The following is a 22,808-nucleotide window of genomic DNA, read 5'->3' on the forward strand; positions in this document are numbered from 1 at the left end:
GCGGGGCGCTGTCAGCCCTTGAGGTCGGTGGGCTTGCCGTCGCGGGTGACGGCGACGTTGCGGGGCACCTCGACGCGGAACCTGGCTTCGCAGTCGGCCAGTCCGGTGCAGCCGGCGTGCAGGTCGAGGGTGCCGTCCTCCAGCGTCCAGCTGAGCTTCTTGCTGCCGACCTGGGCGCCGGTGTCGAACCAGCGGGTGACCTTGACATCGGTGCGGTCGGCGGGGATCAGGTCGGTGGGGTTGCCGTGCGCCTTGACGTTCAGGGTGGTGCCGGTGAACTCGAAGGCGTGTTCCTCGGGCTTGGCCTCGGAGGCGTCGGCGCAGGCGGTCAGCGGCAGCAGGGCGGCCACCGCGAGAGCGAGCAGGAGAGTCTTCGGACGTCGGTTCACCGGTTCCTCCGGGCGGTTCGGTCGGGTACGGTGCCGAGCCTCGCCGATCCGGGTGCGGCCGCCATCTGCCGTTCGGCAGATATCCGCGGCCTTCCGGCATTCGTGCGTCACCGTTCGCGTCCGGCGTGTTGCGGACCGTACTGCCGGGGTTTGGACTCGCGCCGTTGGACCATCCGCCCTGACGCTGGATATGTGAAGGAGGCGTGAATTCATGATCACCGAAGAACAGATCCGCTCCGTCCTGCACCACCCCGTGCACGACGCCGACGGCAACAGAATCGGCACCGCGGACCACCTTTTCCTCGACGACGCCACCGGTCGGCCGGAGTGGGTCAGCATCAAGACCGGGCGGTTCGGGTCCAACCAGTCCTTCGTGCCGATCCGCGACGCCGAGATGGTCGGGGACCACCTCCAGGTCCCGTACGGCAAGGACAAGGTCAAGGACGCCCCGAACGTGGACGTCGACCGCGGCGGCCACCTGTCCGAGCAGGAGGAGCGCCGGCTGTTCAGCCACTACGGCATCGAGTGGGACGACGCCTGGAAGGCCGCCAACGAGCCCGGCGAGGGCGGCTGGGCTCACCGGGACAGCGGGAGCGCGGCCACCACGGGCAGGTCCGAGCGGACCCGCACGGACGAGACCACGACGGCGGCGACCAGGCCGACCATGCCGAGCGCCGGCCGGGAGTCCCCCACCCGCGCCTCCGACATGTCCGGCACCCGGGTCACCGCCACCACCGGGACGGGCACCACCGGCGCCGCGGCCACGGGCGTGGCGGCGACCGGGGGCAGGGCCGACGCCCGGACCACCGAGGCCCGGACGGCGCGGGACGAGACGATGGCCCGGTCCGAGGAGCGGATGCGCGGCCCGGCGGGGCGGGACGACGTGATGACCCGCTCCGAGGAGCGGCTGCACGTCGGCGTCGAGCGGTACGAGACCGGACGCGCCCGACTGCGCAAGTACGTCGTCACCGAGGAGGAGCGGCAGACCGTGCCGATCCGGCACGAGGAGGTCCGGATCGAGCGCGAGCCGATCACCGAGGCGAACCGGACCGCGGCGATGTCCCGCGAACCGATCGCCGAGGCCGAGTACGACGTCGTCCTGCACGCGGAGCGCCCGATCGTGCACACCGAGGCCGTGCCGGTCGAGCGGGTGCGGCTGGTGACCGAGGAGCGCGTCGAGCAGCAGACCGTCACCGGTGAGGTCCGCAAGGAACGCATCGAAGCCGAACTGCCCGACGAGACGGCGACCCGGCGGATGTCCGGCGAGGACAAGGGCGGCCGGGCCGGCCTCTGAGGGGTCGCTCCGGGGCCGCGAGCGACCGGCCTGAACGGTCGCTCGCGCCCCGGGCGGGTCAGTAGGACACGCTGTGCCACCAGCAGGCACAGCCCGTAGACACCCGCCGACACCGTCCACGTCCACCCTGGGGTTGACCCCGGTGCGCGTGTGACACCGCAGGTGGGGGATCGTTGGAGTTCGCACGAACGATTTTCCGGGGCCCGTGCCCGGAGTCCGAAAACGAACGAAGGAGACCCTCATGATCTTCATCGCGGTGAAGTTCACCGTCCGCCCCGAGCAGAGCGACAAGTGGCTGGACCTGGTCGCCGACTTCACGACCGCCACCCGCAACGAGCCCGGCAACCTGTTCTTCGAGTGGTCGCGCAGCGTCGAGAACCCGCACCAGTTCGTCCTGCTCGAGGCCTTCGCCGACGACGAGGCCGGCTCGCAGCACGTCAACTCCGCGCACTTCAAGGACGCCATGGACAGGATGTCCGGCGCGGTCGCCACCATCCCCGAGATCGTCAACATGAAGGTCCCCGGCAACGGCTGGTCCCAGATGGCCGAGGTGCAGCCGCGCGGCTGACCACCCGGTCCGCATCGGGCGCCGTCGGTATGATCCGGACGATGAGGATTCGCGCCGGGGGCGCCCGGGACGCCGGCGAGATCGCCCGGCTCCACACGTCGAGCTGGCAGCACGCGTACGCGGCACTGATGCCCGCCGAATACCTGGCCGGGCCGCTGGCCGCCGAGCAACTCGCGCTCTGGGAACGGAGATTGAGCGGCGAAGACGGCCACTTGGCGCTGGCGGAGGACGGGCCGGTGCTCGCCGGTTTCGCCTACCTGGTGCCGGAGCCGGACGGCCGGGTCCTGCTCGACAACCTGCACGTCCGGGCCGGACTGATCGGCTCCGGGGTCGGACACCGCCTGCTCACCCACGTCTTCGGCCGAATGCTGCACCGGCACCCGGGCCAGAGCCTCTACCTGGAGGTACTGGCCGACAACACCCGGGCCATCGCCTTCTACGAACGCCACGGCGGCACGCCCGTCGCCCACCGCGAGGTGGACTTCCCCGGCTTCCGGCTCCCCGGCTACGAGTACGCCTGGCCCGCCCCGGCGATCGCCGAACGGGCGGCCGGGGCGGGCTGAGGGCCGGCCTCAGACGGTGCGGATCCGGTAGGCGCGGGTCAGGGCGGCCACGTGTTCGGCGACCTCCGTCTCGGTGGGGGCGTTCAGCAGGACGAAGCCGGTCTGGGTGGCGGAGTGCATGGCGCCGGTCTCGAGCTCGCCGATTCGGGCGCGGATCTCGACGTGGGTGACGCCGGGGAGGGCGCGGAGTTCGGCCTCGGTGGACAGTTCGACGATGGTGCCCTGGGGGCGGGGCAGGAAGTAGACGGCGGAGCAGCCGTCCATGGTGTGGGCCTCGACGGCCGGGGATTCGCCGAGGGCGGTTTCGATCAGGACGTGCCACGGGTCGATGCCGTGGTGGTGGGCGACCAGGTCGGCGATGCCGCCGCCGCCCGGGCGGCAGGAGACCTCGCCGATCAGGAAGCCGGTGGAGGTCTGGAACACCTCGAGGTGGGTGACGCCGCCGGTGAGGCCGAGGGCGGCGACGGCCGCGTCGTGCAGGTCGCGGATCTCCTTGGCGACGGGGTCGTCGACGGGCACCGTGTAGGAGCCGACCAGGTCGCCGACGGCCTGGAGCAGCGGGGTGAAGTACTTGGCGACGGAGGCGAACCGGACCTCGCCGTCCACCACCATGCCGTCGCAGTGGTATTCGGTGGCGATGTCGACGAACTCCTCGGCGATCATGGGGTAGGGCGAGGTGCGCAGCGACAACGTCCGTTCGGAGGTGGCCAGTTCGGCGAGGTGTTCGGCGCTGTGGACGGCGAAGATGTCCTCGCTGCCGCCGCCGAGGGCGGGCTTGACCACGACGGGCCAGCCGAGTTCGCGGGCGGCTTCGGCGGCGTCGTCGAACGAGCCGAGCAGCCGGAACCGGGCGACGGGCAGGCCGGCGGCGTGCAGGCGCTGCTTCATCACGTACTTGTTGGAGAAGGCGTTGGCGGTCTCGTAGCCGACGCCGGGGATGCCGAAGTAGGAGCGGACGTACCCGGCGGCCTGCAGGCTGTACTCGGACGGCGAGACCACGTGCTCGAAGGCGTTGCGGCGGCGGATCTCCAGTGCGGCGAGCCGGACCTGGGTGAGGTCCTCGACGTTGTCGACGTAGGTGACGTCGGTGTCCTCGCGGTAGAAGCCGCGGTAGTTGGGGCTGGTGATGACGGACAGCCGGAGGTCGGTGCGGTCCTGGAGCCGGCGGGCCGCGACGTCGCCGCTGGTGTTGACGAGGAGAACCCTCTTCACTGTGCGATCCTCTCTTCGATGACGGGCGTCAAAGTCGGTTCGGGCGGCCCGGGTTGGCGCATCGTCGTCCAGAGCAGGAAGGCGGCGCCGACGGCGAGGGTGACGGGGGCGAACACCAGGGCGGAGCTGCCGAGCGAGATCGTGAGGCCGAGTACCAGCGAGGACGCCGGGACGGCTCCGGTGACGAAGGTGCGGATCACCGCGTTGACGCGGCCGGACAGGTGGTCGGGGATGGCCTGCTGCCGGTAGCCCATGACGGCGGCGTTGATGCCGCCCTCGCCGAGGCAGAGCACCGCGAACCCGCCGACCATCACGACCGGCCACGGGGTGAGCAGGCCGAGGGTGCCGATGCCGCACACGCCGAGGCAGATCGCGAGTTGGCGTTTGCGGTCGTCGCCGATCAGCACCCGCGGGGCGAGCCAGGCGCCGATCGCGGCGGCCACCGCGGCGATCGACATGGCGATGCCGAGGGTGCGCGCCGACCATTCCCAGTCGCTGCGGCCCACGGTGATCAGTGTCGATTCGAGGGCGCCGGCGCCGACGTTGTACAGCGCGGTGACGAGTGTCAGCCGGCGCAGGTCGGCGCGCGAGCGGAAGAACGCGACGCCCTCGCGGAGCATGGCGACCAGCGAGGACTCGGTGGGCTCCTGCCGGGCGTAGGGCATGCCGAGGGTGGTGAGCGCCGTCAACAGGAAGGTGACGGCGTCGAGTTCGAGCGCCCAGGTGGAGCCGAGGCCGGCGATGATCAGGCCGGCCAGCGCGGGGCCGACGAAGCGGGCGGCCAGCAGCAGGGCGGTGAACTGGGCGGACGCGCGGTCGAGCCGCTCGGCGGGCACCAGCAGCGGGATCAGGCCGTAGTCGCCGGCCACGTCGGAGACCACGTTGGCCAGGCCGATCACGAACAGCGCCAGGAACACCGCCCAGGTCAGCGAGTGCCACAGCGCCAGCGGGATGGCGGCGACCGCGAGGCCCTGGACGACCTCGCCGAGGGCGAACAGCACCCGCCGGTCGTAGCGGTCGATGAACGGGCCGAGCAGCGGCGCCAGCAGATACGGGAGGTTCTGCGCGGCGACGCTCAGCACCGCGAGCAGCGGGGAGCCGGTGGACTGGAGCAGCGCCAGCGGGACGGCGACGTAGAGGAAGGTGTTCCCCATCGTCGAGACCGCGGAGGCGCCGGTGAGGAGCCAGAACGATTTCACCGGGCGGACCGCCCGGTGGGTGTGACGGAGCGTTCGAAGAGGCCGGCCGGGGGCATCCGCGAATCCCTTCTCGTGCGGTGGCCGGGCGCTGCCGCGAGTGGCGGGCGCCCGGCCGGGGATGGGGCGTGGTGTCTGGGCGCGTCGCGGTCAGCCGGCCTCCCGGCGGGCGAGGCCCTGGGCGGCGGCGGCGCGCAGCAGCGCCGCGACCGTGCGGGCGCGGACGGCGACGGGGCGGGTCGGGCCGGGGGCCGGGCGGGTGGCGGCGCGCAGCAGCCGGGTGTCCACGCAGAGGATCTCGGCGAGCAGCCGCAGTCCGGCGTCGGGCTCCGCCAGCCGGGCGGGCACGGGTGGCTCGAACTCCTCGGCCAGTTCCCGCAGTTCGTCCGGCCCGTACTGCTCGGGGTTGCCCAGCAGGGCGAGCCAGCCGAGGTACAGCGCGCGGTGGTCGCCGGCCGCCAGGCCCGCCCGGACACCGGCCAGCCGCTCCAGCGGGTGGTCGGCCCTGGCGCCGCGGCCGGCGAAGTCTGTACGGAACGCGACCAGGCAGTGTTCGCCGACCGTCCACGCCTCGGCGCCGTACTGCTGGGCGAGGTCCGGCGGGACGCCGCCCCCGGGCAGCCGGAAGATCACCTCCCGGGTGCCCCAGGGCGAGGCGGCGAGGTGGATGTCGAAGTGCCGTTCCATCAGCCGCCTGGGGTCGGTGCGGAACACCCCGATCGCGGTGCTGGTGAGCAGCGAGGCCGCCGCCGGGCCTTCGCCGGAGCGGGTGTCGTCGACGGTGAAGAACCGGTACGTCATGCCTTGCTGCCTGGCCTCGGTGCGGGTGCGCGTGCGGTCGCCGGGTGGTGCGCCAGGTGGTGCGCCGGTGCCGCGGTCGGTTCCTGGTGTCACAGCTGCGCGACGCCGTCGAGCAGGCGGCCGATTTCGGCGTCGGTGTTGTAGTAGTGCACGGAGGCGCGGACCACCTCGGTGGGCTTCTCCGGGTGGGTGTCGAACTTGGCGGCGGACGGCCGGGAGAGCAGGGTGACCACTCCGGCGGCGCGCAGGCCGTCCACCAGGTGCTGGGTGTCGCGGCCGTCCTTGGTGAAGGTGACGAGGCCGCTGCGGACCTGCCCGCGGTCGTGCACCCGGACGCCGTCGAGGGCGGAGAGCCCGGCGCGCAGCTGTTCGGCGAGGGTGTCGATGCGTTCGCGGATCGGACCGATGCCGAGCTCGAGGGCCTCGTCCACGGCCGCGCCGAGGCCGAGCAGGTCGGCGACGCCGCGTTCCCAGCTCTCGAAGCGGCGGGCGTCGGGGCGGATCAGGTAGCTGTCGGGGCCGGTCCAGGTGGCGGCGCGCAGGTCGAGCACCGGCGGCTCCAGGGTGGTGACCACCTCGCGGTCGACGTACAGGAAGCCGGTGCCGCGCGGGCCGCGCAGGTACTTGCGGCCGGCGGCGGACAGCAGGTGGCAGCCGATCTCCCGTACATCGAGCGGGAGTTGGCCGGCTGACTGGCAGGCGTCCAGCAGGTAGAGCGCGCCGGCCCGGCGGGCCAGTGCGCCGATCTCGGCGGCGGGCTGGACCAGGCCGTTGTAGGTCGGCACGTGGTTGACGGCGACCAGCCGGACGCCGCCCTGGTCGAGCATCCCGGCGAGCGCGTCGAGGTCGACCTGGCCGTGCTTGTCGTCGGGGATCGGTTCGACGGAGACGCCGAAGCGCTGCTTGGCCTGCAGGTACCCCAGGCCGTTGGACGGGTATTCGCTGCGCGAGGTGAGGATGCGGTCGCCGGGGCGGAACGCGATGGAGTAGAACGCCATGTCCCAGGCCCGGGTGGCGCTGTCCACCAGGGCGATCTCCTCGGGCCGGGCGTTCAGCAGCCGGGCCACCGAGGTGTACACCGCCTCGACCCGGTCGTCCTCCTGCTCGGCCGCGGCGTAGCCGCCGAGGCGGCTCTCCAGCGTCAGGTGGTCGATGACGGTGTTGGTGACGTGTTCGGTGCGCAGCGCGGCGCCCGCGTTGTCGAAGAAGGCGGTTTCGGTGCAACCGGGCGTCCGTGCCCGCAGGTGCGTGATGTCCATGGTGCCAACTCCCTTTCGGGCGGGGGTGGTCAGACCCCTTCGTCCTGAAGGTCGGCGACGATGTCGCCGGCCCGGTTCGCCATGGTGCTGAGCAGCGAGTCGGCGATCCCGTGGGTGGCTTCGTTGACACCCTGCAGGTAGAGGCGGGCGTGGTCGCCCTCCGCCGTGCGGACCCGGTAGCGGCGCTGCACCGTGAGTTCGGGCAGCCCCAGCGCTTCTCCTACCCCACGTACGGCGGCGGGCATGCCTGGTTCGTAGCCGGTGCCCAGCAGGACGCGGTCGCAGGCGAGTTCGGTGTTCTCGCCGGTGAGCCGGTCGTGCAGGGTCAGGACCACGCCGTCCTGGTCGGCGGTGGCCGCGACCACTTCGGTGGCGGTGAGGATGCGCAGTCCGTCCTTGCCCTCCAGCCGGGCGCGGTACTGCTGGTGGTAGAGGCTGTCGAGCAGCTCGGGGGTGACGCCCGCGTAGTTGCTGCGGGTCATCTCGGCGAGCACCAGGGCGCGGGCCGGCTCGTCGAGGTCGTGGAACTCGCGGGACGCGGCGGGCGAGTAGAAGCGGCTGGTGAACTTGGAGGTGACGTACGGGGTGAGGGCGAGGCCGCGGACCACCAGCACCGGGGTGCAGCCCGGCAGGTCGTCCCGGACGGCCTGCACCATTTCGACGGCGCTCTGCGCGCCGCCGATCACCGCGATCCGCTGCGGGACGTCGCGCGGCAGGGCGGCGATCCGCTCGGAGTAGACGCTGCTGTGCACCACGCGTTCGGCGGGCAGGTCGCGGAACACCTCGGGGATCCGCGGGTCGCGGCCGCCGGCCAGCACCAGGTGCCGGGCCCGCACGGTGCTGCCGTCGGCGAACGCCACGTCCCAGCGCCGCAGGGCGCCCTGCGGGTCGCGGACGGGGTCGATGCGGACGGCGCGGCGGTGGTGGTGGACGGCGACGTGCTCCAGGCCCTCGGCGACCCAGCGCAGGTAGTCGGAGATCTCGCTGCGGTAGGGCGTGAACGAGCCGAGGCTCATGAAGTCGTCCAGCCGGCCGCTCTGGTGCAGGTAGTTGACGAAGGTGTAGCGGGAGCGCGGGTTGCGCAGGGTGGCGAGGTCCTTGAGGAAGGAGACCTGGCTCTGCGCCCAGGGGATGAGCAGGCCGCTCTGCCACACGGTGTGACTGTTCTGCTCGACCAGCAGGGTGCGGCGGGCGAGGTCGGGGGCGAGTTCCTCGAGGGCGACGGCCAGCGCCAGGTTGGCCGGGCCGGCCCCGATGCCGAGGATCTCCACGTCAACGTCTGCCACGGTCACGGTTGTCGGTCCTTCCTCGGTGACGGCACGGTCGGGGGGCCGGCCCCGCGCCCGGCGGGGGCGCGGAACCGGCCCTGGGTGGTGCGAGAGGTCAGGAGACCTGGCCGAGCAGGCGCGCCGCTTCGTCGGCCCGCTCGTTGATGGTGGCCGCGAGGGTGGCGACCCGGTCGGCCATGAAGCCGTCGGCGCCGATCAGCGCGGCCTCGGCGGTGCCCAGGCCGCTGAACAGCCGGGACGCGAAGCGGTGGTTGGCGGTGTGCCGGTGGCCGGCCGCGTCGAGGATCTTGTCGATCGAGACGGCGTGGTCACGCGGGTGCCAGATGTACCGCTTGAGGCGGAACCGCAGCTCGACCGGGCCGAGCTCCCACCAGGCGGAGCGGATGCCGAGCTCCTTCTCGGTGATCTCCGAGTAGTCCTGCGTGTTGCGCAGGTGCAGGCGCTCGTAGAGCGCGAGCAGCTCGTGCAGGCTCTCGTGGCTGCCGAGCGGCTCGCCGTGCTCGGCGACGGTGTCGGTGGCCGGCACCACCTCCGGCGGCAGGCCGTTGCGGCCGCGGTCCAGCGCGTGCAGGATCTGCGGCCGGTAGGCCCACCACTCGGCCATCACCACGTGGGCGAGGTTTTCGCGGATGGAGCGCTCGGAGCGCAGCGGGGTGGTGTCGAGCAGCGCGTCCGGGACGCCGACGAACAGCGACTGGAACTCGCGGTAGGCGAAGCGGTGCTGGCCGAGCAGCCGGTGGGTGTCGTTGAACTCCGGCCCGTTCTTGGCGCGTTCGCGCTCGGCGACGACCGCGAAGTCGCACAGCTCCTGGTATGCCTGCAGGACGACCTCGCGCAGGCAGTCGGAGTACCACTGCCAGTCGCCGGGGCCGGGCTTGCCGATCCAGTCCTTCATCAGGACGCTGTCGGGCAGCACCGCGACGGTCTGCGCGAAGCGCTCGACGGCGGCCGCCAGCGGCGAGGTGGTGACCTGGCTGTGGCGGGACCAGGAGGTCTCGATGGTGCCGCCGCTCTGCGCGACCTTGCGCCAGCGGGCGGCCTCCTCGACGGTGACCTTGTCCTGCGGGAAGCGGGCGGTGGCCTCGTCGAACAGCCGGATCGCCTCGCCGTACTTCTGCTTGCGCAGCGCGGCCTTGGCCCGGCCGACCAGCAGCTGGGCCTTGAAGCTGTCGGCGGTCAGGTGTCCCGGGGTGTCGTGGAACACCGTCTGGTAGCCGACCGACAGGCGGGTGCGGCGCGGGGCGCCGTTCCACTCGTGGTAGCGGGTCTGGTCCGGCGCGAGCAGCTGCACGGTCGGCGACCAGATGAAGATGTGGTTGTTGATGATGTCGGTGCTGGCCCGGTCCGGGTCGGTGGTGACCACCCGGACGGGGAGCGTGTACTCCATGATGTCCCGGGCGATTTCCGGGTCGGAGTAAATGCTGCGGTCATGATTTCCGCAGCCGGAACAGTCGGGTGAGTGGAGGTCCAGGAGGACCGGCTTGTCCTCGATCTCGGAGCGCTTGAGAAGCGTCTGGAAGTCGTGCTGGTCTGCCCACTTAACTGCCAACGTAGGACCCAATCCTTGCGCTTTTGGCGGAAGTGGCTGGAGGGCAGCGGTTTCATGCCATGGCTCCCCCTGCCACGATCATGAACCTACCCCGCTCGGCGTGTCCACTGTCAAGCGTTCAAAGGTAATATTGTTGCGTTGATGTTGCACCCAGTAAACTGACCTGCGGTTTTTACCGAATCCCTACCGGGCAAAAACGGACACTCCCGACCGATCGGTCGGTAGCCGCCCCAGGCGGCCCAACAGTGAAAGCTCCGCCCATACCGGAACAGTGCTGCGAAGGTCCTTGATCGGCACCCCGACCTGGGTTAGAACAGTTGCCGGGTGTGTGCCGGGGCGACGGCACCGAGCGGCCGGCCCGGCGCCGCGATCACCCTCCACAGGCGTTCCGACACTCCTTTCCGCAGTCTTCTCTGTTTTTCTCCTCACTCGACCCGGCATGGCCGGAGGCGTATTCCTGCGACCTTTTCCGTCGCAGGACCATGGCCCCGGGACGACTGAAAGCGGGGGCGGTATGACGATCCATCTCAATGCAGGCCCATCGACCAACAACCCGGCGACAACACCCGTCCAGCCGTATTCCTACCGATTCCGCGAGCCGGTCGAGCCGGAATGGAGGAGATTCCCCGGCTGGTCGCAGGTCACCGCCGACGAATGGGATTCCGCGCAGTGGCAACGCGCCAACTGCGTCAAAAGCGCGCGCCAACTGGGCGCCGTCCTCGGACCCGGAATCGGCGATTCCTTTCTCGCCGACCTGGTGCGCGACCAGCAGCAGCGCGCCACCATGTCGATGCTGGTCACCCCGCAGCTGCTGAACACGATGGTGCCGCACCTCGCGCCCGGCGAGGCCGGCTTCCTGGACGCGCTGTACGCCGACCCGGTGCGGCGCTACATGATCCCGGTGTTCTCCGACCGCGACCCGCGCTGGCCCTCCCACCCGTTCGCCACCCGGGACTCGCTGCACGAGAGCGAGATGTGGGCCGTCGAAGGATTGACGCACCGCTACCCCACCAAGGTGCTGGCCGAGCTGGTACCCACCTGCCCGCAGTACTGCGGCCACTGCACCCGGATGGACCTGGTCGGCAACCCGACCCCGCAGTTCACCAAGCACCGCTTCGACCTGCGCCCCGCCGACCGGCTCGGCAGGATGCTGGAATTCCTGCGCACCCACCCCAGCATCCGCGACGTGGTGGTCTCCGGCGGCGACCTCGCCAACCTGCCCTGGCCGCGCCTGGAGTCCTTCCTCACCGCGCTGCTCGACATCCCCAACATCCGCGACATCCGGCTCGCCACCAAGGGCCTGGTCGGCCTCCCCCAGCACTGGCTGCAGAAGGAGGTCCTGGACGGCCTCGCCACGGTCTGCGCCCGCGCCCGCCGGCAGGGCGTGCAGATCGCCGTGCACACCCACGCCAACGCCGCCCAGTCGGTGACGACTTCGGTCGCCCGCGCCACCACCGCGCTGTTCGAGGCCGGGGTGCGCGACGTCCGCAACCAGGGCGTGCTGATGCGCGGCGTCAACGACTCGGTGGAGGCGCTGCTCGACCTCAGCTTCGGGCTGCTCGACGGCGCCGGCATCATGCCGTACTACTTCTACCTCTGCGACATGATCCCCAACAGCGAGCACTGGCGGGTCGCCCTCTGGGAGGCGCAGGCACTCCAGCGCGGCATGATGGGCTACCTCCCCGGCTTCGCCACCCCGCGGATCGTCTGCGACGTCCCGTTCGTCGGCAAGCGCTGGGTCGACCAGGTCGACTCCTACGACCGCCAACGCGGCATCTCCTACTGGACGAAGAACTACCTCACCCCGCTGGAAGCCGCCGACCCGGCGGCCGGCGGCCGCGCCCACCCCTACTACGACCCGATCCCGAGCCTTCCGCCGGAGGGCCAGGAGTGGTGGAAGAAGACGCCGCATGAAGCTCATTGACGAGCACGGACTGTCCGTCGCCCTGATCGACCCCGACGAACTCGACGCCCGGCCCTGGACATCGAGCGATCGCCACATCGACGTGGTCCGGATGCTCCGGCCGCCCGCCGACCGGATCGACGCCCTGCAGGCGGCCGGCTTCGTGGTCAAGCCCGAGATGCTGACCTGGCTCGCCGAACTCGGCCCCGACGAGGACCACTTCCTGGCCCGGCTGGAGGCCAACCCCCGCCGCGACATCCTGCGCGCCCGCCGCCGCGCCGCCGTCCTGCGCGAGGAGGTCCAGGACCAGGTCGACGCCGACACCCTGGACCGCTTCCTCGCCCTCTACGAGCAGCGGGTCTCCCAGATGCAGTTCGGCGTGCCGTACGCCAAGCGCCATCGGGAGGCCGTGCTGCACGGCCCACAGAAGTACTTCGGGGTGTTCGCCTTCGAGGGCGAGGAACTGGTCGGCGGCTGTCTGGTCGCCGAGTGCCCGGACGTCTCGGCGATCCGGGTCCGGTTCTCCGCCGTCACCGAGTACTGGCGCCGGGAGGCGAGCCTGTCGCGCGCCCTCTACTTCACCGCGATGCGCACCGCCCGGGCCAAGGGCCTCCGTTACGCCACCCTCGGCGACGAGCCCAACCTGTACGGGCACCTCACCCAGGTCGGGCTGTTCGCCTTCAAGGTGAAGATGGGCTTCCGGGCGGTGCCCTCGCAGGACTTCGGCGACCCGACCGGCTGCGACGAGGCCGACCTGGTACTGAATTTCTCCGCCCTGAACGACCCCGGCCTGATTCTCGGATATCCGCCCGAACTGCCCGCCGACGACCGCCGGCTGCGCGCCTATTTCCTCACCGAGGACATTTCCCGGGCGGCGAAATTCCGGGCCGATTTCCTGGAAGGCGTGGAGCCCCGCACACCTTCCCGGTGAACGAGGCTCCAGAATTAATTGCGGTTCAGCTGTCCGACGGGTTCCCGGACTCCACCGGGAACCCGTCGCGCTTCCAGTACTCGAAGCCGCCGATCATCTCCTTGACCTTGAACCCGAGCACCGCGAGCTTCGCCGCGCCCTTCGTCCCGGCGTTGCAGTCCGGCCCGAACCCGTAGGTCACGTAGGTGACTTCGCGGTCCAGGCCGGTCACGTGCTCCGGCCCGAGGTCCCGGTGCGGCAGGTTCAGCGCGCCCGGGATGTGCGCCTCCCGGTAGGACTCGGCACTGCGGGTGTCCACCACCCGGACGCCCGGCACCTTGTGCGAAATGTCGTGCTCCACGTCCGACGGGTCGCACTCGGAGGCGAGTTTCGCCAGGAAATAGGTGGTCGAGAGGTAGTTCGTTGCCGGAACCCCGTTCACCTTGCTGTCGGCCGTGAGGAACTGGAAGAGCTCGTGCCGGTCGGACACGGGAACACCCCTTTTCAACGAAATGGCGTCGGTGTCGAACAGCCTATGATCCGGGCCCCGAGTGCCGCAAGCATTCGCTAAAACCGAATCCGGTAATGCGGCCACGAATATGCGGGGGCCGGCGGCCCGTCAGGCGCCGTCCGGGAAGTGGCAGGCGGCCGCGTGGTCCACGCCGGGGGCGGCGGGGACGGCGACCGGCTGCTCGGTGGCGCAGCGGGTGCGCTGCTCGGGGGCGAGCGCGGCGTGGACGGGGCAGCGGGCGCGGAACGGGCAGCCGAGGTGGCGTTCGGCGGGCGACGGCGGGTCGCCGGCCAGCAGCAGCCGGGGGCGGGCGCGTTCGGCGGCCGGGTCGGGCAGCGGGACGGCGGCGAGCAGGGCGCGGGTGTAGGGGTGGCGGGGCGCGGCGAAGACCCGCTCCACGGTGCCGGTCTCCACCGTGCGGCCGAGGTACATGACGCTGACCCGGTCGGCCAAGTGCCGCACCACGGACAGGTCGTGGGAGACGAACAGGTAGGCGAGGCCGAGTTCGGCCTTCAGCTGCTGGAGCAGGTTGAGCACCCCGGCCTGCACGGAGACGTCGAGCGCGGAGACCGGCTCGTCGAGGACCAGCAGGTCGGGGCGGACGGCGAGGGCGCGGGCGATGGAGATCCGCTGGCGCTGGCCGCCAGAGAACTCGTGCGGGTAGCGGTCGGCGTGTGCCGGGTCCAGGCCGACCTGGCGCAGCAGTTCGGGGATCCGGCGGCGAGCGTCCCCGGCGGGGGTGCGCTGGGCGAGCAGCGGTTCGGCGATCACGTCACCGACCGGCATCCGCGGGTCGAGGGAGGCCGCCGGGTCCTGGAAGACGATCTGGACGCGGGAGCGCAGCCGGTGCGCGGCGGCCCGGTCGAGCTGGGCGGTGTCCTGGCCGAGCAGCTCGATCCGCCCGCCCTGCGGGGCGGCCAGCTTGAGGACCTCGTACAGGGTGGTGGACTTGCCGGAGCCGGACTCGCCGACCAGGCCGAGGGTTTCGCCGCGCCGGATGTCGAGGTCGACGCCGTCCACGGCGAAGGTCTCGCCGATCCGGCGGCGCAGCAGGCTGCCGCGGTAGCGCGGGAAGCTTCGGGTGAGGCCGGTGACGGCCAGCACGCTCTCGCGCTCCTCGCGCGGCCGGGCCTCGGCGGCGGGCACCGCGGGGACGGGGTAGACCTCGGCGGGGGCGGGCCGGGTGGCGGCGAGATGCGCTGCGCGCACGCACGCGGCCAAGTGCGCGCCGAAGTCGGCAGGTTGCGGCTCGGATGCCACCCGGCCGTCGTCGGCCGGTGCCGGTTCGGCGGCCGGTGCCGGTTCGGCGGCCTCACGGCCATCGGCACCGGCAGCTTGCGTCTCGGCAGCCGGGTGCGCGCTGCCACCGGCCGGACGTCCGCCGGCCAAGTGGCCTGTGTCGTCGACGAGTTGCGGTTCGGCGGTGCAGCAGCGGTCCTCGACCAGCGGGCAGCGGTCGGCGAACGGGCAGCCGGCGCCGCGCAGTTCACCGGCGGCGGGCGGGCGGCCGGGGATCGGCACCAGTGGTCCGCCGCGACCGTCGAGGCGGGGGACGGCGCCGATCAGGCCGAGCGTGTAGGGGTGGCGTGGTGCGGTGAACAGCTCGTCCACGGGGGCGGTTTCGACGATCCGTCCGGCGTACATGACGGCGACCCGGTCGGCGCTGCCCGCGATCACGCCCAGGTCGTGGCTGACCAGGACGAGGGCGGCGCCGGTCTCCCGCTGAGCGGTGCGCAGCACGTCCAGCACCTGGGCCTGAATGGTGACGTCGAGGGCGGTGGTGGGTTCGTCGGCGAGCAGGATGTCCGGGTCGTTGGCGACCGCCATGGCGATCATCGCGCGCTGCCGCATGCCGCCGGAGAACTCGTGCGGGAAGGCGTCCAGGGCGCGGGCCGGATCGGGGATGCCGACCAGGTCGAGCAGGTCGGCGGCCCGCTTGCGGGCGGCGGCCTTGCCGACGGCCTGATGCACCCTGACCGCCTCGGCGATCTGGTCGCCGATCCGGTAGACCGGGGTGAACGCGGACAGCGGGTCCTGGAAGACCATGGCGATCCGCCGGCCGCGAATCTCCGCCAGCCGCCGGGCGGGCAGGCCGACCAGTTCGCGGCCGTCGAGCCGGACCGATCCGCCGATCCGGGCGGTGCCCGGCAGCAGGCCGAGCACGGCGAGCGCGGTGACGGACTTGCCGGAGCCGGACTCGCCGACCAGGCCGAGAGTCTCCCCGCGACGCAGGTCGAGATCGACGCCGCGGACCGCCGGGTGGTCCCCGAAGTCGACGGTGAGGTTGCGGACGGCGAGCAGCGGGGTGGTCAAGGGGTGCTCCGGCGCGAGGGGATGGCGGTCTTTCGGTTCTTTCGGCCCTGTGCACGGCGGGAGGGCCTGCGTCCGGCCGCGGCGGTGGGGTCGAGGGCGTCGCGCAGGCCGTCGCCGACCAGGTTGACGGCGAGCACGAACAGCACCAGCAGGCCGGCCGCGAAGTAGAACAGCCAGGGGAAGACGGGGGCGTCAGCGGCGCCGGCCGCCAGCAGGGTGCCGAGCGAGACGTCGGGCGGACGCACACCGAACCCGAAGTAGGAGAGCGCGGCCTCGCTCATCACGGCGCCGCCGACGGTGATCGTGGCGTCGATGATCAGGAACGAGGAGACGTTCGGCAGGATGTGCCGCCAGATGATCCGGAACGGCCCGACGCCCATGAACCGGGCGGCGACCACGAATTCGCGCTCCCGCAGGGACCGCGTCATCGAACGGATCACCCGGGCGGTGATCATCCAGTTGAAGACCGCGAGCAGCAGCACGAACGCGATCCAGCCGCTGCCGCGCAGTCGGGGCGAGATCACCGCGATCACCAGGAACGCCGGGAAGATCAGCATCAGATCGACCAGGAACGTCAGCAGCCGGTCCGTCCAGCCGCCGAAGTACCCCGCGCAGGCGCCGACGAGCGAGGCCAGGCCGGTGGAGAGCACAGCCACCAGCAGGCCGATCACCAGCGACTTCTGGAGCCCGCGGACGGTCTGCGCGAACACGTCCTGGCCGAGACCGTTGGTGCCGAACCAGTGCTGTGGGGACGGGGGTTGGCGCAGCGCGGTGTAGTCGGGGGTGGCGTAGTCCCAGGGGGTGAGGTACGGCCCGAGGAAGGCCAGCAGGAAGAGCAGCACCATGACCACCAGGCCGAGAACCGCTCCGCGGGAGGCTGCGAGCCGGGCTGCTGCCAACCGGAGCCGCCCACGCGGGGTAACCGGCTGCGCAGCGTCGCTCTCACGTGCAAGCCATTGTCCGGCGTCGCGATCTTGCGGTTGAGCGCCTTCCGCTTCGCGCAGTTCCGCCCCCTCGCTTCGCATCCCGCTCATGCCGCCCTCACTCGGGGGTCGAGCGCAGCGTGCAGCGCGTCGGCGAGGAAGCCGGCGGCGAGGACGACGACGGCGGCGAAGAGGTTGACGGCGACGACGGAGTTGACGTCCTGTTCGTTGACGGCCTGGATGAACCACTCGCCCATGCCGTGCCAGCCGAAGATGGTTTCGGTGAAGGCGGCGCCGGTGAACAGGCCGAGGAAGGCGTAGGCGAACATCGTGGTCATCGGGATGATCGCGGTGCGCAGGCCGTGCTTGAGCAGGGCGCGGGTGCGGGTGAGTCCCTTGGCTTCGGCGGTGCGCAGGTAGTCGGCGCCGAGGACGTCGAGCATGGTGGAGCGCTGGTAGCGGCTGTAGGTGGCGAGGCCGCCGAGGGCGAGCGAGAGGGTGGGCAGCAGCAGGTGCAGGCCCCAGTCGGCGAGGTGGGTGCCGAGGCTGCCGGAGAGGTTGGGTGTCTCGTAGCCGGTGAACGGGATGACGTCGTGGCCGGCCGCGTTCTTGGCGGCGATGGCGCCGTTCTTGAGCAGCAGGGCGAGCAGGAACACCGGGGTGGAGAGCAGCACGAAGGACAGCACGGTGAGTGCCCGGTCGGAGAGCCGGTACTGCCGGACCGCGCTCCATGCGCCGGCGGCCACGCCGAGCAGCATGCCGAGGACGCTGCCGACGAGCAGCAGCCGCAGTGAGACCCAGATCCGGCGGCCGAACTCGTCGTTGACGGAGGTGTCGTGGATGGTGCGGCCGAGGTCGGCGTGCAGCAGGACGCCGTCCGCCCAGGTGGCGAAGCGTTCGACCACGGGGGTGTGGTCGTTGAGGTTGAGCGCGGTCAGCTGCCGGTCGACGGAGGCGGCGGAGGGGCGCGGTTGCTTGGCCTCGAAGTAGGCGCGCGGGCCGAGCGCGGTGCCGGTCAGCGCGTAGGCCAGGAACACCGCGGCGGTCAGCAGGACGACGTAGTAGCCGAGCCGCCTGGCCAGGTAGCCCGTCACGGCGCACCTCCGGCCTGGTTCGCACACCTGCTGAACATGGTCATTTGCCTTCGCTAGTACGGACTTTGGCGCACATTCGCGCAGCAGTTGTACGCCACGCGCGACCGGCCCGTCCAGGGTCGATCGTGTCGGCGGTTCGCCCGTTCCGGCGAACCCGCTGGTCACAGCTGATCAGACGGGTACGGACGGGGTGTTGCGGCGGTGTTTCACTCCGTTTCGTTTCGATCAGTTCCGCGCATCACCCTGGTGGGGGCGGCTGATGGGCTGTTACGTTCGGCCCGCCGGCATCGAGTTGGCTGCCCACGATCAAGCATCGCCACACCTGACGACGCCCGAAGACTCGCCAAAACCCTCAAGACCCTCCGAGACCCGAGGACTCCGCCGATGGACACATCGCCCGCCACCCGCCGAATCGGCCGCGCCGTCGCCGCCGCCCTCGCCGCGCTCCTGGCCGCGAGCGCCTGCAGCAGCCAGAGCGGCTCGGGGGGCGACGTCGCCAAGACCGTGGCACCGACCGTGGACGCCGAGGACAACAACCCGCAGCCGCTGGAGAACGTCAGAGACGGCGGCGAGCTGCGCGAACCTCTCCAGCAGTGGATCACCCAGTGGAACCCGTACCAGGTCGACGGCAACTACGGCGACGCGGTGGAGATCATGGGCTACGTGGAGGCCAAGCTCTTCCGCTCCGACGCCAAGGGCGTCTACCACCCCGTCCCCGAGTACCTGGTCTCCGCGCAGGTCACCTCCACCGCGCCGCAGGTGGTGACGTACAAGCTCAACCCGAAGGCGGTCTGGTCCGACGGAACGGCTCTGAGCTACAAGGACTTCGAGGCGGTCTGGAAGGCCTCCAACGGCAAGGACCAGGCGTACAACCTGGCCGACTCCTCCGGCTACGAGCAGATCTCCGGCGTCGAGCAGGGTGCCGACGCGAGCGAGGTCAAGGTGACCTTCTCGCAGCCGTACGCCGACTGGCAGAGCCTGTTCAGCCCGCTGCTGCCCGCCTCCGGGCTCTCCACCCCGCAGGCCTTCAACGAGGGCTGGATCGAGAAGGTCCCGGTCTTCGGCGGCCCGTTCGTGCTCGCCAACGCCGACAAGACCGCGCAGACCATCACGCTGACGCCCAACCCCCGCTGGTGGGGCCCTAAGCCGAAGCTCGACCGGATCACCTTCCGGGTCCTCGACGCCGCCGCGATCACCCAGGCCTACCTCAACAACGAGATCGACTTCGCGTCCGCGGGCGCCGCCGCCTCCTACGGCCAGCTCAAGGACGCCAAGGACTCGGTGATCCGGACCGGCACCCCGTGGGACGAGGTGCACATCTCCTTCGGCGGCAACGGTGTGCTCGCCGACCAGAAGGTCCGTCAGGCGCTCGGCAAGGCACTGGACCGCACCGCGCTGATCAAGGTCGCCAACAAGGGCGTCCCGGTGGAGTTCAAGCCGCTCGACAACCACCTGTTCATGACCAACCAGAACGGGTACAAGGCCAACGCCGGCGACTGGGTGACGTACGACCCGACGACCGCCAAGAAGTGGCTGGACGAGGCGGGTTGGAAGGACTCCGGCGGCACCCGCAGCAAGGACGGACAGCCGTTGGAGCTCCACTACGTGCTGAACGACGCCTCCAACCAGGCCCAGATCGACCTGGCGGCCGCCACCCAGAACATGCTCCAGCAGGTCGGCGTCAAGGTCACCGTCGACAAGGTGCCCAGCAAGGAGTACTTCTCCAAGTACATCGACCAGGGCAAGTTCGACCTGGCCAGCTGGCGCAACACGGGCTCCTTCCCGCTCTCCAAGACGGTGCCGATCTACCGTGCCCCGCAGGGCGACAACGTGTTCGGCAACTACTCCAAGCTGAGCACCCCCGAGATCGACAACCTGCTGCGCACCGCCGCAGCCACCCTCGACCCCGCGAAGGCCGACGAGCTCTACAACCAGGCCGACGTGAAGATCTGGGAGCTCGCCCACACCGTCGAGCTCTACCAGCGCCCCAGCATCGTCGCCGTCCGCAAGGGCCTGGCCAACTACGGCGCCGGCAGCCTCGCCGACACCGTGATCACCTCGGTCGGCTGGCAGAAGTAGCACCGCCGATGCCCCGCCATGCCCTGCATGGCGGGGCATCAACGCGCCTGCTACCTGCGGTGCTTGAAGTCCTCCAGCGCCTGCCGGACGGTCGCGGCCATGTCCTGGCTCCCCACGTGCCCGGAGTCGTCGAAGATGTGCAGCTTCGCGTCCGGCCAGGCCTTCGCCAGCTCCCACGCGGTCTGCACTGGGCAGCCCATGTCGTACCGGCCGTGCACCAGCACGCCCGGTATGCCCGCCAACTTGTGGGCGTCCCGCAGCAGTTGGTCCTCCTCCAGCCAGGCGCCGTTGCTGAAGAAGTGCGAGCAGATCCGGACGAAGGCGATCCGGTCGTCCATCTCGCGGTTGCTGTACATCCCGGGGATGCCGTTCGGCTCGCCCTCGATGACCGCGTCCTCCCACGCCAGCCACTCGTTGGCGGCCTTCTCCCGCACCGCCCGGTCCGGGTGCTCCATCAGCCGCGCGTACGCCGCCAGCAACTGGTAGACGTCACCGCCCCGTTCGCCCTCCGGGACGCCGTCCCGGAACCGGTCCCACGCCTCGGGCCGGAACCCGCCGACGCCCCGGTACAGCCAGTCGGTCTCGGCCCGGCGGGTGGTGGTGACCGCCTGGAGGACGATCTCACTGACCCGCTCCGGGTGCTGCTGCGCGTACGCCAGGATCAGCGTCGATCCCCAGGACGCGCCGTCCAGCAACCACCGCTCCACACCGAGGTGTTCGCGCAGCCGCTCGATGTCGTCGATCAGGTGCTGGGTGGTGTTCAGCGCCATGTCCGCCGCCGGATCACTGGCGTGCGGCGTACTGAGCCCGCAGTTGCGCTGGTCGTACCGGATCACCCGGTAGGACTCCGGGTCCCACGCCCGGGTCGGCCGCTTCGGGAACCCCGCGCCGGGCCCGCCGTGCACGTACAGCGCGGGCTTGCCCTCAGGGTTGCCGAGCTGCTCGTAGTAGATGCGGTTGCCGTCTCCGATGTCCAGGAAACCGGTGTCGTAGGGGTTCATCGGCTCATATAGATCAACCATGGGTGCTCGTCCGTCCGCTCCGCAGTCCGACCTGCATACAACGCCAACTAAACTGCCCGTCGGACCATTTGGCCAACCCGAGGCCCCGGCGGAAGTGCGGAGTTCCATGAGCCCCTTGATCGACCGGAAGACGATGGAGTCGGTCTTCGGCGCCGAGGAACTGGTCACTCCGGCCGACCACCTGCTCGACGGCATCACGCACCGGGCGACCCGGGAGTTCCTGGGCGAGATCGGACTGCCGGACCGGATGGGCTGGTTCGAGACCGACCAGCTGATGGTCGACGGCGACCTGCGGATCGGCGGCGAGGCCTGGCAGCGCGTCGCCGGCCGGTACCCGAGCTGCCCGTTCGACATGTCGGTCTGGCTGACCCTCGGCAGCATCCGGCTCGACGACGTGATGGTCGACGTGACCACCGGCGTCGTCTACTGCATCCCGGAGGGTGGCACTCCGCACCTGCTCAACAGCACGGTCGACGCCCTCGCCTTCTTCCTGCACGCCCTGGAGGAGGAACGGCCGGCCTACGACCCCGACGCCGGTACGGACGAGCTCGACCCCGCGGGCGCCGAGGCAAGGCTGCTGCGAACGATGCGCCGGGTCGATCCCCGCGCGATGGAGAATCCCGGGTCCTGCTGGTTCACCGTCCTGCACTACGTCAGCTACCTCCTGGGCGAACCGCACTGTACATCCGTCAACTGCCGCTCCGCTTCCGCACTTCACCCACAGCAGAACGCCGCTCCCTTCCGCTCGCGCGCGGGATGTCTACGCTGATGGGGTGAGCACTCAAGGCCAGAACGAAGCCCGCGTCATCCCGCTGCGCCCGCAGGGCGGGGCGGTCAAGCAGCCGGCGGCAGTCAGGCAGCCGCCCGCGGTGAAGGAGCCGCTGTGGCGTGATGTGGTCGGTGGTGTGCTGCGGCGTGAACGGCTCGCCCAGCAGCGGACGTTGAAGGACGTCTCGGAGGCGGCGCGGATCTCCATGCCGTACCTGTCGGAGCTGGAGCGCGGCCGCAAGGAGGCCTCCTCGGAGGTGCTCGCGGCCGCCGCGCGCGCTCTCGGGCTGGGGCTCGGCGATCTGCTGTCGCTCGCCCAGGACGACCTGGTCCGCTACTCTCAGATCCGCCGCGCCGCGCCCGCCGCGCCGTACAACGGGCTCTGCCTGGCCGCCTGAACAACGGCCGCTGCGGCGGCAGTTGGCCGCCCGAGCAACGCCGGTCGGCACGGCGGCAGTTAACCGCCTGAGCAACGCCGGTCGGCGCGGCGGCGGTTGGCCGCCCGATCAACGCCGGCCGGCACGGCGGCGGTTGGCCGCCGCACCGGCCGGTTCTCGGTGCGTCAGGCCAGGACCAGGCGCCGGTTCAGCACCTCGTCGGCCAGGCCGTAGGCGACGGCCTCCTCGGCGGTGAACACCTTGTCGCGGTCCATGTCCGCGCGCAGCGTCGCCGGGTCGTGGTGGGTGTGCCGGGCGAGTACCTCCTCGACCTGCGAGCGGATCCGCAGCAGTTCCTTCGCCGCCAGGCTCAGGTCCGAGACCGTCCCCTGCCGCCCGCCGCTGGCCGGCTGGCCGAGCAGCACCCGCGAGTGCTGGAGCACGAACCGCCGCCCGGGGTCGCCGCCCGCCAGCAGGACCGCCGCCGTGGACGCCGCCTGGCCGACGCAGAACGTCGAGATCGGCGACTGCACGAAGGTCATGGTGTCGTAGATCGCCATCAGTGAAGTGAACGATCCGCCGGGCGAGTTGAGGTAGATCGCGATCTCCTCCCCCGGGCTCGCCGACTCCAGGTGCAGCAGCTGCGCGATCACCACGTTGGCGACGCCGTCGTCGATCTCGGTGCCGAGGAAGATGATCCGCTCGTTCAGCAGCCGACTGAACACGTCGTAGGACCGCTCGCCCTGAGCCGTCTTCTCGATGACGTAGGGAACCGTGTACGAGCCCAT

General features: G+C 71.0%; 21 protein-coding genes. 8 read left to right on the top strand and 13 right to left on the bottom strand.

The window, feature by feature from the left end:
• Window positions 1-11 precede the first annotated feature (11 nt).
• Window positions 12-389 (bottom strand): hypothetical protein, encoded by a 378-nt coding sequence (locus ACIHEI_RS04630; RefSeq protein ID WP_396605583.1) that lies wholly within the window; start codon window positions 387-389, stop codon window positions 12-14.
• A 211-nt stretch (window positions 390-600) separates the two neighbouring features.
• Between ACIHEI_RS04630 and ACIHEI_RS04635 the strand changes: the two genes are divergently transcribed.
• From ACIHEI_RS04635 to ACIHEI_RS04645, 3 genes are all read left to right on the top strand, one after another.
• Window positions 601-1,683: a PRC and DUF2382 domain-containing protein gene (locus ACIHEI_RS04635; protein WP_392945292.1), complete on the top strand. Its 1,083-nt coding sequence runs from the start codon at window positions 601-603 to the stop codon at window positions 1,681-1,683.
• Window positions 1,684-1,924: 241 nt separating this feature from the next.
• On the top strand, window positions 1,925-2,251 hold the full coding sequence (locus tag ACIHEI_RS04640; protein ID WP_396605584.1) for a putative quinol monooxygenase: 327 nt from the start codon (window positions 1,925-1,927) through the stop codon (window positions 2,249-2,251).
• A gap of 41 nt (window positions 2,252-2,292) precedes the next feature.
• The gene (locus ACIHEI_RS04645) at window positions 2,293-2,814 is read left to right on the top strand and encodes a GNAT family N-acetyltransferase (protein WP_392945296.1); all 522 of its coding nucleotides are present in this window, start codon (window positions 2,293-2,295) and stop codon (window positions 2,812-2,814) included.
• Window positions 2,815-2,823: 9 nt separating this feature from the next.
• Here ACIHEI_RS04645 and ACIHEI_RS04650 read toward each other — a convergent pair whose 3' ends face one another.
• From ACIHEI_RS04650 to ACIHEI_RS04675, 6 genes are all read right to left on the bottom strand, one after another.
• A complete protein-coding gene (locus ACIHEI_RS04650) occupies window positions 2,824-4,026 on the bottom strand; it encodes an ATP-grasp domain-containing protein (protein ID WP_396605585.1) in 1,203 nt (400 codons plus the stop codon).
• The gene (locus ACIHEI_RS04655; protein WP_387635852.1) at window positions 4,023-5,225 is read right to left on the bottom strand and encodes an MFS transporter; all 1,203 of its coding nucleotides are present in this window, start codon (window positions 5,223-5,225) and stop codon (window positions 4,023-4,025) included. The genes ACIHEI_RS04650 and ACIHEI_RS04655 overlap by 4 nt, the downstream gene beginning before the upstream one ends.
• Window positions 5,226-5,372: 147 nt before the next feature.
• The gene (locus ACIHEI_RS04660; RefSeq protein ID WP_396605586.1) at window positions 5,373-6,023 is read right to left on the bottom strand and encodes a hypothetical protein; all 651 of its coding nucleotides are present in this window, start codon (window positions 6,021-6,023) and stop codon (window positions 5,373-5,375) included.
• Between the two features lie 89 nt (window positions 6,024-6,112).
• Window positions 6,113-7,282, bottom strand: coding sequence for an aminotransferase class V-fold PLP-dependent enzyme (locus tag ACIHEI_RS04665; protein WP_396605587.1), 1,170 nt, complete (start codon window positions 7,280-7,282; stop codon window positions 6,113-6,115).
• Between the two features lie 29 nt (window positions 7,283-7,311).
• Window positions 7,312-8,574, bottom strand: coding sequence for a SidA/IucD/PvdA family monooxygenase (locus tag ACIHEI_RS04670; protein WP_396605588.1), 1,263 nt, complete (start codon window positions 8,572-8,574; stop codon window positions 7,312-7,314).
• Window positions 8,575-8,665: 91 nt separating this feature from the next.
• Entirely contained in the window at window positions 8,666-10,120 is a 1,455-nt protein-coding gene (locus ACIHEI_RS04675; RefSeq protein WP_396605589.1) for a DinB family protein, read from the bottom strand.
• 514 nt (window positions 10,121-10,634) lie between these two features.
• Between ACIHEI_RS04675 and ACIHEI_RS04680 the strand changes: the two genes are divergently transcribed.
• Entirely contained in the window at window positions 10,635-12,044 is a 1,410-nt protein-coding gene (locus ACIHEI_RS04680) for a KamA family radical SAM protein (RefSeq protein ID WP_387859151.1), read from the top strand.
• Window positions 12,031-12,954 carry a GNAT family N-acetyltransferase gene (locus ACIHEI_RS04685; RefSeq protein WP_396605590.1) on the top strand — a complete coding sequence of 308 codons (924 nt, stop codon included), beginning with the start codon at window positions 12,031-12,033 and terminating at the stop codon, window positions 12,952-12,954. Before ACIHEI_RS04680 ends, ACIHEI_RS04685 begins: the two co-directional genes overlap by 14 nt.
• Before the next feature lie 25 nt (window positions 12,955-12,979).
• Here the strand turns inward: ACIHEI_RS04685 and ACIHEI_RS04690 are convergent, their stop codons facing one another.
• From ACIHEI_RS04690 to ACIHEI_RS04705, 4 genes are all read right to left on the bottom strand, one after another.
• Window positions 12,980-13,423, bottom strand: coding sequence for a rhodanese-like domain-containing protein (locus tag ACIHEI_RS04690; protein WP_387859147.1), 444 nt, complete (start codon window positions 13,421-13,423; stop codon window positions 12,980-12,982).
• Window positions 13,424-13,552: 129 nt separating this feature from the next.
• The gene (locus ACIHEI_RS04695; protein WP_396605591.1) at window positions 13,553-15,757 is read right to left on the bottom strand and encodes a dipeptide ABC transporter ATP-binding protein; all 2,205 of its coding nucleotides are present in this window, start codon (window positions 15,755-15,757) and stop codon (window positions 13,553-13,555) included.
• A complete protein-coding gene (locus tag ACIHEI_RS04700) occupies window positions 15,754-16,656 on the bottom strand; it encodes an ABC transporter permease (protein WP_396605592.1) in 903 nt (300 codons plus the stop codon). The genes ACIHEI_RS04695 and ACIHEI_RS04700 overlap by 4 nt, the downstream gene beginning before the upstream one ends.
• Window positions 16,657-16,787: 131 nt before the next feature.
• Entirely contained in the window at window positions 16,788-17,774 is a 987-nt protein-coding gene (locus ACIHEI_RS04705; protein ID WP_396605593.1) for an ABC transporter permease, read from the bottom strand.
• 384 nt (window positions 17,775-18,158) lie between these two features.
• Here ACIHEI_RS04705 and ACIHEI_RS04710 point away from each other — a divergent pair, with 384 nt between their 5' ends.
• Complete coding sequence (locus ACIHEI_RS04710; protein WP_396605594.1) at window positions 18,159-19,853, top strand: ABC transporter family substrate-binding protein; 1,695 nt, start codon at window positions 18,159-18,161, stop codon at window positions 19,851-19,853.
• A 50-nt stretch (window positions 19,854-19,903) separates the two neighbouring features.
• On the opposite strand, the gene pip is transcribed toward ACIHEI_RS04710, so the two are convergent.
• Window positions 19,904-20,875 (bottom strand): prolyl aminopeptidase, encoded by a 972-nt coding sequence (gene pip / locus ACIHEI_RS04715; RefSeq protein ID WP_396605595.1) that lies wholly within the window; start codon window positions 20,873-20,875, stop codon window positions 19,904-19,906.
• 106 nt (window positions 20,876-20,981) lie between these two features.
• On the opposite strand from pip, the gene ACIHEI_RS04720 reads away from it, so the two are divergent.
• Together ACIHEI_RS04720 and ACIHEI_RS04725 are read left to right on the top strand one after the other, a co-directional pair.
• Window positions 20,982-21,644 (top strand): SUKH-4 family immunity protein, encoded by a 663-nt coding sequence (locus ACIHEI_RS04720; protein ID WP_396605596.1) that lies wholly within the window; start codon window positions 20,982-20,984, stop codon window positions 21,642-21,644.
• Between the two features lie 4 nt (window positions 21,645-21,648).
• Window positions 21,649-22,041 carry a helix-turn-helix domain-containing protein gene (locus ACIHEI_RS04725; RefSeq protein WP_396605597.1) on the top strand — a complete coding sequence of 131 codons (393 nt, stop codon included), beginning with the start codon at window positions 21,649-21,651 and terminating at the stop codon, window positions 22,039-22,041.
• A 164-nt stretch (window positions 22,042-22,205) separates the two neighbouring features.
• Here ACIHEI_RS04725 and ACIHEI_RS04730 read toward each other — a convergent pair whose 3' ends face one another.
• Window positions 22,206-22,808, bottom strand: coding sequence for a ClpP family protease (locus ACIHEI_RS04730; RefSeq protein WP_392945324.1), 603 nt, complete (start codon window positions 22,806-22,808; stop codon window positions 22,206-22,208).

The sequence above is a fragment of the Kitasatospora sp. NPDC051984 genome (genome assembly GCF_044593455.1).
GTDB lineage: Bacteria > Actinomycetota > Actinomycetes > Streptomycetales > Streptomycetaceae > Kitasatospora.